The 12,589-nt window shown below is 34.5% G+C and carries 12 protein-coding genes; 6 read left to right on the top strand and 6 right to left on the bottom strand.

The features are described from left to right. Positions 1–16: 16 nt before the first annotated feature. Positions 17–1,348, bottom strand: a complete 1,332-nt coding sequence (locus FLP_RS12615) for a rhamnogalacturonan acetylesterase (protein WP_083195858.1) — start codon at positions 1,346–1,348, stop codon at positions 17–19. 580 nt (positions 1,349–1,928) lie between these two features. On the opposite strand from FLP_RS12615, the gene FLP_RS12620 reads away from it, so the two are divergent. Further along, the gene (locus FLP_RS12620) at positions 1,929–3,299 is read left to right on the top strand and encodes a glycoside hydrolase family 28 protein (RefSeq protein ID WP_065449844.1); all 1,371 of its coding nucleotides are present in this window, start codon (positions 1,929–1,931) and stop codon (positions 3,297–3,299) included. Between the two features lie 39 nt (positions 3,300–3,338). Further along, positions 3,339–4,949, top strand: coding sequence for a family 43 glycosylhydrolase (locus FLP_RS12625; RefSeq protein ID WP_065449845.1), 1,611 nt, complete (start codon positions 3,339–3,341; stop codon positions 4,947–4,949). On the opposite strand, the gene FLP_RS12630 is transcribed toward FLP_RS12625, so the two are convergent. The 3 genes from FLP_RS12630 to FLP_RS12640 all read right to left on the bottom strand — a co-directional run bounded on the left by FLP_RS12630 (position 4,950) and on the right by FLP_RS12640 (position 7,265). Continuing rightward, a complete protein-coding gene (locus FLP_RS12630; protein WP_065449846.1) occupies positions 4,950–5,165 on the bottom strand; it encodes a hypothetical protein in 216 nt (71 codons plus the stop codon). It lies immediately after the preceding gene. A gap of 86 nt (positions 5,166–5,251) precedes the next feature. Continuing rightward, positions 5,252–6,541 (bottom strand): M20 metallopeptidase family protein, encoded by a 1,290-nt coding sequence (locus FLP_RS12635; RefSeq protein WP_065449847.1) that lies wholly within the window; start codon positions 6,539–6,541, stop codon positions 5,252–5,254. Between the two features lie 73 nt (positions 6,542–6,614). Continuing rightward, positions 6,615–7,265 carry a DUF1349 domain-containing protein gene (locus FLP_RS12640; protein ID WP_065449848.1) on the bottom strand — a complete coding sequence of 217 codons (651 nt, stop codon included), beginning with the start codon at positions 7,263–7,265 and terminating at the stop codon, positions 6,615–6,617. A 162-nt stretch (positions 7,266–7,427) separates the two neighbouring features. Here FLP_RS12640 and FLP_RS12645 point away from each other — a divergent pair, with 162 nt between their 5' ends. Both FLP_RS12645 and FLP_RS12650 read left to right on the top strand, forming a co-directional pair. Continuing rightward, positions 7,428–8,195, top strand: coding sequence for a helix-turn-helix transcriptional regulator (locus tag FLP_RS12645; RefSeq protein WP_065449849.1), 768 nt, complete (start codon positions 7,428–7,430; stop codon positions 8,193–8,195). Between the two features lie 656 nt (positions 8,196–8,851). After that, positions 8,852–9,046: a hypothetical protein gene (locus tag FLP_RS12650; RefSeq protein WP_065449850.1), complete on the top strand. Its 195-nt coding sequence runs from the start codon at positions 8,852–8,854 to the stop codon at positions 9,044–9,046. 63 nt (positions 9,047–9,109) lie between these two features. Here FLP_RS12650 and FLP_RS12655 read toward each other — a convergent pair whose 3' ends face one another. Then, complete coding sequence (locus FLP_RS12655) at positions 9,110–10,330, bottom strand: DUF763 domain-containing protein (RefSeq protein ID WP_065449851.1); 1,221 nt, start codon at positions 10,328–10,330, stop codon at positions 9,110–9,112. A gap of 120 nt (positions 10,331–10,450) precedes the next feature. Between FLP_RS12655 and FLP_RS12660 the strand changes: the two genes are divergently transcribed. Both FLP_RS12660 and FLP_RS12665 read left to right on the top strand, forming a co-directional pair. Further along, the gene (locus FLP_RS12660; protein WP_065449852.1) at positions 10,451–10,975 is read left to right on the top strand and encodes a PPC domain-containing DNA-binding protein; all 525 of its coding nucleotides are present in this window, start codon (positions 10,451–10,453) and stop codon (positions 10,973–10,975) included. A gap of 344 nt (positions 10,976–11,319) precedes the next feature. Then, positions 11,320–11,925, top strand: coding sequence for a hypothetical protein (locus FLP_RS12665; RefSeq protein WP_065449853.1), 606 nt, complete (start codon positions 11,320–11,322; stop codon positions 11,923–11,925). On the opposite strand, the gene ilvN is transcribed toward FLP_RS12665, so the two are convergent. After that, the gene (gene ilvN / locus FLP_RS12670) at positions 11,922–12,428 is read right to left on the bottom strand and encodes an acetolactate synthase small subunit (protein WP_065449854.1); all 507 of its coding nucleotides are present in this window, start codon (positions 12,426–12,428) and stop codon (positions 11,922–11,924) included. The two genes, FLP_RS12665 and ilvN, sit on opposite strands and share 4 nt — an antisense overlap. Between the last annotated feature and the right edge of the window lie 161 nt (positions 12,429–12,589).

Here is a 12,589-nt window from a genome sequence, read left to right on the forward strand (position 1 = left end):
TTCTTTGGTCGGTTAGTTAGTTACCATCTGGTTTCGCAATTTCGAAACGAGCACTCATAGGTAGTGTCCAGCTGGAAATAAAATTAGGTTTATTTGGATTGTAATCCAGAGTTTCTTTTTTAATTTGTTTTTGTAACGGAATGTCAAGTTCGCGAATTCCTTTAAGAACGCAAAGTGCAATTTCGTTGGCTCCAAAACTATTAAAATGAGTATTATCGTCCAGTGCTTTTTCCTGTCCCGGAAAAGTATTCGCAGGATATTGTACAAAAGATTTTCGTGAAACTTCGTCGCCCCATGCTTCGTATAATACAGTTGTCATTTTGGTAATATCGATAAGGGCAATGTTGTTTTTTTGAGCAACAGCGCGCATTGCATCGGGAAATTCGCCGTGAGTTTCTTTCAAAGTGCCATTTTCATTAAAGAACCTGCGTTGCGTAGGCGTTACCAAAACCGGAATCGCTCCTTTATCTTTGGCCGATTGAACAAATTCCTTCAATAATTCCGAATAAGATCCCCAGGCTCCATTTCCTTCACCTTTGATTTTTTCGTCATTATGTCCAAATTCCACAAACAAATAATCTCCTTTTTTAATTTGCGAAAGTATCTTTTTTAAACGATTTGCTCCTTTAAAAGAACTCAGTGAAGATCCTGAATACGCATAATTGGCCACCACAACTGTATCATCAAAATAATTGGTAATAAATTGTCCCCATGATGCCCAGGGCTCTACATCCTGATCGGTAACCGTTGAATCTCCTGCCAGATAAACAACTGTGAGATTGTCTTTTGGAGTGATTTTTATACTTTGAATACTAACTTCGCCTAAAAATTCAAGAGTGAGTTTATCATCCCAATTAAAAATTTCTTTTTCTCTGTCTTTCAGGCTGATATTTGTTTGATCATCGATTTTAATGCTTCTTACATTAACATTAAAAGTCTTTGTTATTTTTTGCCCTTTTTGCATTGGGAATTCCCTTAACATTAATCTTCGCGATTCGGCTTTTATGGTGACATTCGATGGCGTATCAGAACTTCTTAAAACTATTTCGATCTGATAATTTCCTTCAGGAACTTTTACAGAAAAGTAGGTTGGTTTTGTTGTCGAAAAAGAATTTGAGTTGATGTTGACATTCGAAACTGAATTAGCATCAAAGCCATAACCTAAATTAGAATTATATGCAATTGCGCTCTTAACTATTGTTCCTTTTGAAGTTTTTGCGGCAGTGCCAAAATAAAAAAACAAAGATTTTGCGTCCTTATCATTAGCTTTCGAACTTACTTTTGAAGGCATGGCAAATAAAAAAGCCGGCATGCAAAAACAAAATAGGAGGGTTCTAAATTTTATCAATTTTTCGGATTTTTAATTTATTTGATTTTCAAATCTAAAATTTCTGTTTCGATAAAGTATCCTGTACTATGATGTTAAAAAGAAATCGTATTTATTTTTTTATTTGAAAGTTTATATGAATTTTAAAAATATGAAATCAATTGCTATAATGGTTATTCTTGAGATATACTTTTGTATTTTGATTGTTTATTTAATGAAATCTTTAATTTTTAATATAAAATTGATCAATAAGAAAGGATAGTACAGGATAGTTTTCTTTTTTTGATTGTATTATTTTACAAAAGCAAATTACAAAGCATAGTTGCTAATGTATAAAATGCATTTGTTGAAAATGATATTGCCTGAAATTTAATAAGGCAATTAAAGATAAATTGTTTAAGTTTTTAAGTTTGTTTAAAGCAAAAGTGGTTTTTTGTGGTCTAATGCCCGATATCCTTCGGGCATTATATTTTTTAGCAAAGCGTTAAAAATATTTTCTCGCAGATTTTGCAGATTAAGCAGATTTTACTTTTTAATCCTTTATCTTGATAGTTTGTGTTTAGAGAATAGCATGTTTCATTAAAAAAAATAAAACTCCATCATGAAAAAAATAACGTTTTGCTGTTGCCTTTTAGTCTCGCTTATTTTTTTATCTTTCAAAAAAGATTCAAATTCTGTAACTCAAACAAAAGTCGTAGTAAAAGCGCCATTTGAAATGCCGGCGATCAAAATTCCTGATTTTAGTAAATGCAAACAATTTTCGATTGTAGATTTTGGAGCCATTAAAGGCAATAAAGAAAAAACATCAGAAGCGATTAATAAAGCGATTGCCAAAGCCAATAAAGCAGGCGGCGGAATTGTGGTGATTCCTGAAGGGGAATGGCTTACAAAAAAAATCCATTTTAAAAGTAATGTGAATCTTCATCTCAATAAAGGTGCAGTATTACTGTTTTCAGAAGATCCAAGTGATTATTTGCCAGCCGTTCGCTCGACTTGGGAAGGATACGAATGTTACAATTATTCGCCTTTGATTTATGCGTACCAATGCAAGAATATTGCGATTACGGGAGAAGGCGAATTGAAAGCAAAAATGGACGTTTGGAAAGAATGGTTTGCCCGACCAAAAGCGCACATGGAAAGCCTGAAACGATTGTACTATCTTGCTTCGTACAACAAACCCATGAAGGAGAGACAAATGGTGAATGATTCGGCGCATTTTCGTCCGCAGTTTATTCAGTTCAATCGCTGCGAGAATATTTTGATGGATGGCGTTACGATTACCAATAGTCCGTTTTGGACGATTCATCCTTTTTTGTCTAAAGATGTGGTGCTTAGAAACCTAAAAGTCTACGCACACGGACATAACAATGACGGAGTAGACCCTGAAATGAGCCAGAATGTATTGATAGAAAACTGTGTTTTTGATCAGGGAGACGATGCCATTGCCATAAAATCAGGAAGTAATCAGGATGCATGGCGATTGAATACGCCTTCGAAAAATATTGTAATGCGCAATTGTATTGTTAAAAACGGACATCAATTGGTAGCAATAGGAAGCGAACTTTCAGGCGGAATAGAAAATGTATTTATAGACAATTGCACTGTCGTGGATGGGGCAAAACTCAATCATTTGCTATTTATAAAAACCAACGAACGCAGAGGTGGTTACGTGAATAATATTTATATGAGTAACATAACATCAGGCAAAATCGACGAAGGAATTCTGGGAATCGAAACGGATGTTTTGTACCAATGGAGAGATTTAGTACCCACAATTGAACGCAGATTGACACCAATAAAAAACGTTTATCTCGAAAATATAAAAGCAACAAATATCAAGTTTATTTCCAGGATTTTGGCGCAAAAAGAACTTCCGGTAGAGAATATTTTTCTTAAGAATGTTACTGCTGATAAGGTTTTGGGCGAAAAATCCATTCATGAAAATGTAGTGAATTTTGTCGCTAAAAATTAATTGGGTTAAAATTTCTATTTTAATAAAAAGCTTAAAAAAATGAAAATCAAAAGAAAATATTCCATAAAAGCAACATTGATTTTTTTGTGTATGATCAATCTATGCAGTATTTATACGGTTTCAGCGCAATTGTTGAATATTAAAAATGATGTTTTTAGGTATACCAAAGACGAACAGCCTATTAATAGTCAGGGTGGAGGGATATTTAAATTTGCAGATCCTGTTACGGGAAAACAAAAATATTATTGGTACGGCGTTCATTATGCCGAGGCTGATACGTATCGAAATGATCCGTCGGTAACCTTGCCAAATGCGACTTTTCAGTCGGTTACGTGTTATAGTTCTGTCGATTTGGTGAATTGGGTTTTTGAATCAGATGTTTTATCGAAGGAAAAAGTCAATCAAAACGGTAAAACCTGGGTCGGGCGATTGGGAGTTGCGTATATAAAAGAATGGAAAAAATATGCCATGTTTGTTCAGCATGATAAAGAAGTTTTAATTACTGTTTCAGATTCTCCAACCGGTCAGTTCGAATGGCATCAGAAAATAAATATGGAGAAAATGATCGGGACGAGTAATACGGGCGATCAAACGGTTTTTACAGATGAAGATACAGGAAAATCATACCTTATTTACTCTTACGGAAGAGGCAGAAATAAAATATACGTTTCGGAAATTGGCATTAAAGATGGAAAAATCAATTTACTGGATTGTACCGAAGTTTTTAAAGGTGAAAGCCGTGAAGGAAATTGCCTGTTCAAGTACAACAATAAGTATTATATGTTTGCGTCGAATATTTATGGCTGGGATGGATCATTTGCTTATTATTTAGTGGCTGATGATATTAGAGGGCCATATCTTCCAACAAATGAAATGTTGGTGATGAATGGCGCTTCAGATGATTTTGCGCATGTATCGCAAACCGGTTTTTTCTTTTCTGTAAAAGGAAACAAACAGGAAACCATAGTTTTTTGTGGTGACAGATGGGCTAATTTTGCCGGAAACGGATTGGGTTATAATCAATGGTGTCCACTTTCATTTGAGGGTACAACACCTTATTTTAATTCGCTAAGTTCCTGGAATCTGGAAGAAAAAACCGGTATCTGGAAAGTAGCCGATGATAACAATTATATCAAAAACGGAAGTTTCGAAGCGGATCGCAGGCATATTCCGAGCCCTGTAAAACCGGTGCAAATACAACTAACGGGCTGGGTAAGTGAAGTTATTGAAGGAAATTCGATAGGATTGGACAGTATTAACTCGCCGGTTTTAAATCATTTTAATACTCAAAACGAAAGAAAAGTGGTTATTGGCGAAAAGAGCCTGAACATCAGTGATAAAATTAATTTTAAAAGAAAAACGTTTCAAACTATTGCATCTTCGCCGTACGTAAAACTCGAAAATGGTTTGTATACCTTAACAGCCAAAATAAAAAACAGTGATGATTTCAACAATCTGGAAATGTACATTATAAGCAACGGGAAAAAGCTACAATACAATATCAAAGAAAAAAATGAATCCTGGAAAACCATCACTATTACCAACATTCCTGTAAAAGGAGGAAAGGCCGAAGTTGGTTTTCTAGCCGACGGAAAAGCAAAAGCATTTTGTTATGTTGATGATGTTACTTTGGTCAGGACAAAAAAATGATTACTTATTCGCTTTTTTAACCCGATTTTGACTTCTCATTAAACTGTAATCGCAAACTCCGTTTAAGGCATATTCTATTTTATATTCAGCCAGAAGCTGTGTTACTATTTCCATAGTGGCATTTTCATCAAGTCCAATTTGAGCACCAAGATCTATAACATTATGGTGTCCGTTACTTTTTATTAAAGTGTTTAGGAATCGATCTTTATCTCTCATTGTTTTTATCTTTTTTTGAAATGAAGATGTTATTTTTAATAAATTATACATACGCTTTTTGCTTTTATATGAATGTTTTATGCCGTTTAATTTCCATTCGCTTTTTCGAAAATTAAGGAAGAAAAACTTCTTACTCCGGTTTTAATACATTCCTCATCGAGAGTAAAATTAGGAGCATGATTCATGGCAATAATTCCTTTTTTGAAATTAGAACCTCCAAGAAAAAAGTAAACACCCGGAATTTTTTGCTGGAAAAAAGCAAAGTCATCATTAAAATAAGGAACCTGACCATAATCTGTCACTACGAATCCTTTGCCGTAAATAGCGTCAAGTGTTTTTACTGCGCCGCTGGTTAATTTTTTATTATTAATAACGGTTGGATTTTCCTGTGTAAATGCAATCGAAAGCAATTTATCCTTAAGATTATTAGCTTCTATTACTTGTTTCATTTTCGGAATAATATTTTTTAAGTTTGAAGCATTGGTTTCATACAAATAAGCATCCAGAATCAGTTCATTATTTTTAGAATGAATAGCAAATTTCTCGTCCATTATTAGGTAATCTTTAAAAACGGTATGGGTGTTTGCAAGTCCAATTTTTGGGTCGGTCATATTTTGTATTTCCCAAGGTTTAGTTCCTGCTGCATATCGGGATAAAGCATCATGAATCTTTTTGGTGAGTGCTGCTGTCTGCTCTTTTGTGAGATCTTCTTTAAATTTAATTTGTATTCTTTTTTGGTAAGCAAACATTTCATTTGGCCTGACCATTATTTGATCGAATGGCAAGGCAGTTATATGCAGTCCGTAAATTTCATCAAGGTGTATTGTAGAAAATGATGTACTGTTGAGCATGTTTTTTGCTCCCACAAATGTTTCTTCCTCAGGTTGAAAAACGAAATAAACAGTTCCTTTTAGTTCTTTTTTATTTTTTGAAAGCACTTCGGCGATTCCCAGCGCAATTGCCATATGTACATCGTGTCCACAACCATGTTGAATGCCCTTTATCTTTGACTTAAAAGCAACATTATCAGCAAAGTCATTTGGGAGTGCATCCATGTCGGCACGCCAGGCGATATTTTTTCCTTTTTTAGCACCTTTTAAAATCCCAATAATACCATATCCATAAATATTGGTTTCAACTTCAAGTCCGAGATCAAGTAAATATTGTTTGATTTTTTGTTGTGTACGAATTTCATTTCCTGCTAGTTCAGGATTTTCATGAAAGTCTCTTCTAATGTCAACGAGCTTGCTAAAAATATGATCGGTTTCGACTTTTATCGATTCATGAATTGCATTCTCTTGTGGTTGCTGGCAAAAAGCCTTTTGGCAAAGCGCAAGAATACTTACTATTATGTAGACTATAAATTTTAAATTCATGATTTCGGTTTATTTTGGCTTCGTTAAGAGTACAATAGAAGAGACGACATTTTCTGAGAAATGTTACATTATTTTATTGATTGTTTTTTAGCCACTCTAAACGTCTTTGATCAGGAAGATGTGTAATTTTAAAATCTTCAAATGTAGCCGTAAAACCTTTTCCATCAGGACTCGCCGCCATCATACCCACTTGTACCGTTTTATGTTCCGGAAAATAAACCGTATTGGTCATAGTGTAATTGACACCGTCTATCGAATAAAAAATTTCTACTGCGTCCAGTCGGCGAACGGCTTTCATCCACACATTTTTAGGTTTTTCTTTTAAGCCCATCACACTCCACGAACTTTTATCGATAGTATGAACAGTACTAATATTATAAATACCGTCTACATATTCGACACCGGTTTTGATATAATTGTTTTCATCAATTCGCAGCATCAGGCAAACCTGATCGAATCTGGTTTTATAAACCCCGCTCATTTTTACCACTGTTTCAAACTCGCCGCTTCTTTCTGTATACAAAAATGGACCATCGTAAACCGTAAATCCGTAATGGCTTTTGTTCCAGTAATCAGATTGAGGCGTTACCTGCATCGTGAGTTTGTTGTCTTTTATTTCCCATTCAGCCGGCTCATTCAGCCAGTTCATTGAATTTAATTTTTGAGCATTTCCTTTTATTGCCATAATACCTATAAAGATTAAAACTAAATGCATTCTCTTCATGATTTCTTAAATTTGAATTTTATTAATAATTTACAAAGTAGGCGATTCATTATTTTTACAGCAATAGTTATTTATAACCATTTTAAGGTTTAACGAATAAATTGTTTATTTTTAGCCCGCTCTATGGTAGTTTCATACTATTAGAATAAATGAAGTTGTGTTATGAATCCCATTTCCAAATTAGAAGATCAATTTTCCTTTGAATCTATTGACAGCTTGGACAAGCGCAAAGAAGCTTTAGAAGAGGCCATTTGTACAATGAAAGAATTTGTAAAAATCGATCATTCGCTAGCGGTATTGTCAGATCTGGCTGATAATAAAAGCTATATTTTTACGGGTGATTTCGGGAGTTTTTTCGAAATGGATACTTCCGGTTTTTTAACCATTGATTCTATTTGGGAAGAAGATATTTACCAGCGCATTCATCCTGAAGATCTTTTTGAAAGGAATCTTCTTGAACTGGAGTTTTTTAATTTTTTAAAAAACCTTGAACCTAACGAAAGACTGCATTATGCAACTCAATGCAAAATCAGAACACTGAACAGTAAAAAGGAATATCAGCGTATTTTACATCGTAGTTTTTATCTTAAAAATAGTTCAGAAGGCGGTTTATGGCTGGCGGTTTGTCTCTACAACTATTTATTTGAAAAAAAAGAAACGCTAAATGGAATTGATGGAAAAATTGTCAATACCAAAACGGGAGAAAGCTTTTATGTTGATACCTATGTAAACTGCATCAATTTGCTTACATCGCGCGAAAAAGAAGTTTTATTATTGATAGGTAAAGGTGTAATCAGTAAAGAAATTGCCGGTCAGTTAAACATTAGTATCAATACCGTAAACAGACACAGGCAGAATATACTCGAAAAACTGAATGTAAGTAATTCTATCGAAGCCGTACGAACAGCGGATGCTTTGAATTTGTTGTAGAATTTAATTTGAATGTTTCAATGAAATATTTTATTGGTAGATAGAATTGATGAGTAACATTTCATTGAAAATTTTTGTTTGAACCATTTATTCTTCAAAAAAAATCCAATTGTGATTTCAACCGTCCCTCTGGGACGCTGTCTAAAAAACACTATTTTTTTTCTACCGATGATATGTTCCTATGGAACATGAATTGTTGGTATTTGGGTTTTTAGCGAAAGGGGAAAGCGATATGTTTGAATTTATAAATTCTTTGACAATAAATTATATTAAATCAGAAATTGAATATTATTTATAAGCAAATGTTCCATCGGAACATTTCATTGGTAGCCAATGAGGAAATAATGGTTTTAATGTTCCATAGGAACATTTGGTTGAACAATATATTTTTCAAAAAGAATCCAATTGCATAATTTCAACCGTCTTGGGTTAATATATTACTATGAAACCTGAATTGTTGGCATTTGTGTTTTAGAGACATGGATAGATTATGTCTTTGAATTTGTAAATTATTAAAAATAAATGGCATGAAATCAGTGGTTTAATACTCATTTCAGCATTAACGAAAGTGTTATTTTGTAACTTTTACAGACGATTGTATAAGTACTGATGCGGGTCTTTTAAGTAATTTTATTAAAAACTTAAAAACGCAGCACATGAAAACAAATAATCAAAATCAGAATACTGCTAAGCAAAGTGGTACTGACAATCGAAGTGACATGAGAAAACATCAATATAAGGATCATGATGAAGTTTTAACAAACGATGAAAATTATGATGTTGATACACACAAATTTAAAGGTGAAGAACCTGATTTCGACGATAAGTTGGATAATGAAGAAAAAAAGTAAAAAAAGAAAAACGTCTCAAACCCTAAGATTTTGAGACGTTTTTTTTTGATTATATGCTGATTTTTAAAACAATTCAAGTTGATTACCAGGATTTGGCGGTCTTTTTTTGGGAGGTTTCGCATCTCCAAAAATAGTCCGTCCTCCATACTTGTGCGATTCGTCCCTTTCTCTTTGTATGAGGGCATCAAAGTTATCATTAGGCGTAAAACTTTCTTCTGCTTTTCGTGAAATTTCAGATAATTTACGAATAGCATCGATCTTATCATTGTTGCCAATTTTAGCACGATTAATGGCTCTTTGCAAAGTGTCGATTGTTTCATCATAAATTTTTACAGGAACAGGAAACGGATGGCCATCTTTTCCTCCGTGAGCAAATGAAAAACGCGCAGGATCTTCAAATCGGGTAGGAGTGCCGTAAATTATTTCACTCACCAATGCCAATGACTGCAAAGCTCTTGGTCCCATTCCTTTTAAAAGTAATAACTCTTCAAAATCTTCAGGCTTGTTTTCGTGGGTAGCCCAAAGCATGGCGCCTAGTCTTTTCATATTAACATCTTCCATCCGTACATCATGATGCGCCGGCATAGAAAGATATTGCATCTCTTTGATGATTTTAGCAGGAGATTCTTTCGATAATTCTAAAATACCATCCCTTGATTTTGCTGCCGTTTGAGCAGTAAGATTTAAAATTGTACCTTGATTTTCACCATATATAAAGGTATGAGGTTCCTCAACAAAAGATTTTAAATCCTGCGAATGCCAATGGTATCGTCTGGCAGTTTTAGAATTTGGATTCATTCCTTGCTGAATAACAGCCCATTGTCCTTTATTATCCACAATAAAATTATGCTGGTACAATTGAAACCCGTCCTGAATGGCCGTATTATCAACTTTAGCTGTAAGTCGGCTGCAGTTGGCAAGATTCATGCCATCGAGACCTGTTTTTTCGCCCACAAATAAAAGTTCCTGTGGCGTTAGCATCGAATGTTTTCCTTTTCCTCCGCAGATATAAATTCCAAGTTCTTTTGAATGCGGATTTACAGATTTTTTTAATGCTCCAAGTACCGAAGTTGTAATTCCGGAAGAATGCCAGTCCATTCCCATTACTGCTCCAAAACTTTGAAACCAAAAAGGATTACTCAGTTTGCTGATTACTTCGGCAGTAGAAAATTCCATGGCAATGGTTTCGACAATAGCAAAACCAAGCTTAGACATGCGTTCGGCAAGCCATAAGGGAACATGCCCATAATGTAAGGGAAGATCTGCTGTACCGGAACGTTTCATGTGATAGGATTGAATTTATGCAAAATTACGAAAAAAATATCCGTAAATTTAGAGTTGCTTTATGGTAGCAGTCTTCATAAAAACCATTTATTCAATAAATTAAATTTAAAATTCAATATTATGTTTTTATCCTCTAAGAAAATGCTGGCAATACTACTTCTTTGTTTTGGAGTACATTCGATATACGCGCAACAAAAAGACGACAGCCAAAAATGCCGTTATACCAAAAGCACTTATGGCTATTTGATGGTAATGCGCGAAGGCGATAATGTTTTGGCATTAATCGAAAATCTGGCAAAAGAACAGCAAATTCCGTCAGCCAACTTTACCGGAATTGGTTTCGCGCAGGAAGTGACGTTTGGCTTTTATGACTTTAATCAAAAGAAATTTAATCCAAAAACCTTCAATAAAGTAGAGATGGGAAGTTTAACAGGTTCTATCGCCTGGAACGAAGGCAAGCCATCAATACACATTCACGGAGTTGCAACCGATGATAAGTTTGATGCTTACGGCGGACATATCCTCGCCTTGAAAGTAGGAACCGGTTCTATGGAAGTTTATATTACTGTGAATAGCGAAAAGCTGGAACGAAAAATAGAACAGCCGTTGAATGCTAATGTGCTGCAATTGCCTTGTTTAAAATAATATAAAGTGTTTTGAGATTTTAACCGCAATGCACGCAAAGTTACACCCAAAGCTTTGCGAACTTTTTATTTAGTAAAACCACAGTAATAAAATCTTTGCGCGCTTTGCGGTTAAAATTATCTGCATTAACCACAAAGTACACTAAGAATTTCGTAAAGTTAAACACAGAGTTCTCAAAGCTTTGTCTTTAACTTTGTGAACTTTGTGTATCCCTTTGCGGACTTTGTGGTTAAAAATTTTGCGGTTAAAAACCTTTACTGGAAAAAGAAGAAATTACCATGAAATCAGGTATTGTTTTAAGTATCGCCCGTTACTAAATTTGTTGTGAATCAAAACTTATTATAATGAAAAACAACAACAATAGTAATCGTTCTTTAGCAGTAAAATCATCATCTTTCAAAAATAAAGCGGTAAAATTAGTGCAGCAGCTTTTTTATGCATCGGCATTTATCCTTTTATTTTCAGCATGTTCGAGTGATGATGGAGGATCTGATGAAAATAAATCAGACTATTACTTTAGAGCAAGCGTTGGGGGAAGAAAAATAGATTTTCGTACGGCAAAATTTCAGGGCGGAGGTAATGATGATCGTTTTGAAATGATTGTAGTGGGAGGATTTGACGGACCGCATCCGACTAAAGCTGGAGAAGTAATGCCGCCATCATTAGATTTTGAAATATGGAGAGTAGGCGGCAACATTACAGCAGGTACTTATTCAACACCTGCCGAACTGGAAATGATGGGCCGATATGCGATTCAGACTAAAGACGGAACCATACTTTATAACACCGCTATAGGCGACGATCTTTTTACAGTAAAAATTGAATCCATAAGTAAAAAAGGCATCAAAGGAACATTTGAAGGAACAGTGCGAAATGTGTCATCAGGTGAAACCATTAGTATTACCGAAGGTACTTTTAATCTTCCGTATGATCAGATTGTGAACCCTTAATCAGTTAATTGGAAAGATTCACTGTTCATAGTAAGGGCAATTCTGGCACTTTTTATACATTCGATCAATTCAAATTGCTTTAATGCGACAATTAGATTATTAATTTCTTCTTCTTGTCCTGTAACTTCAAATATGGTGTAATCTTTTTCGATTGTTACATATCGGGCGTTGTATTTTCGAAACAACAAATCTGTATTTTCGGGATGGATTACACTAGAGGTTTTTACCTTAAATAATGCCATTTGCTTCCAGACGATTGCTTCGTTTGTGTTGTAATAACACTGAAAAACCTCAATAACTTTTTCGATTTGAAGCGCTACATTCCTTACGATTTCGAAAGTCTCGTTTAGAACAAGTGTAAAACGGTACATTTTATCCATTTCAGAGGTGGAAATATTAAGGCTTTCCAGAGTTATTTTTCGTCGGGAAAGGATTACGGTGATTTTATGCAGTACTGCCATTTGATCTTCTGTGTAAACGGTTAAGGTGTATTCTTTTTTCATTTGAAATCTAGTTATTATTGGAGTTTATTTGTTTGATATTTTAATGCCTGAGTTTGCCGGAAATAAAAAAGCCTTTCTCATTTTGACTGAGAAAGGCTTTTTATTAGTACACAATAGAATCCTGTCCCGTCAGAAAAGACGAATAATAATAATTGTGCTAA

The sequence above is a fragment of the Flavobacterium piscis genome (assembly GCF_001686925.1).
Lineage (GTDB): Bacteria > Bacteroidota > Bacteroidia > Flavobacteriales > Flavobacteriaceae > Flavobacterium > Flavobacterium piscis.

Excerpts from the sequence above, each read along its gene's own strand:
- FLP_RS12620 (WP_065449844.1), top strand. The coding sequence starts at position 1,929 with ATGAAAAAAATAACGTTTTGCTGTTGCCTTTTAGTCTCGCTTATTTTT.
- ilvN (WP_065449854.1), bottom strand. The coding sequence starts at position 12,428 with ATGAAAAAAGAATACACCTTAACCGTTTACACAGAAGATCAAATGGCA.
- FLP_RS12655 (WP_065449851.1), bottom strand. The coding sequence starts at position 10,330 with ATGAAACGTTCCGGTACAGCAGATCTTCCCTTACATTATGGGCATGTT.
- FLP_RS12635 (WP_065449847.1), bottom strand. The coding sequence starts at position 6,541 with ATGAATTTAAAATTTATAGTCTACATAATAGTAAGTATTCTTGCGCTT.
- FLP_RS12625 (WP_065449845.1), top strand. The coding sequence starts at position 3,339 with ATGAAAATCAAAAGAAAATATTCCATAAAAGCAACATTGATTTTTTTG.
- FLP_RS12630 (WP_065449846.1), bottom strand. The coding sequence starts at position 5,165 with ATGAGAGATAAAGATCGATTCCTAAACACTTTAATAAAAAGTAACGGA.
- FLP_RS12660 (WP_065449852.1), top strand. The coding sequence starts at position 10,451 with ATGTTTTTATCCTCTAAGAAAATGCTGGCAATACTACTTCTTTGTTTT.
- FLP_RS12650 (WP_065449850.1), top strand. The coding sequence starts at position 8,852 with ATGAAAACAAATAATCAAAATCAGAATACTGCTAAGCAAAGTGGTACT.
- FLP_RS12645 (WP_065449849.1), top strand. The coding sequence starts at position 7,428 with ATGAATCCCATTTCCAAATTAGAAGATCAATTTTCCTTTGAATCTATT.
- FLP_RS12665 (WP_065449853.1), top strand. The coding sequence starts at position 11,320 with ATGAAAAACAACAACAATAGTAATCGTTCTTTAGCAGTAAAATCATCA.
- FLP_RS12640 (WP_065449848.1), bottom strand. The coding sequence starts at position 7,265 with ATGAAGAGAATGCATTTAGTTTTAATCTTTATAGGTATTATGGCAATA.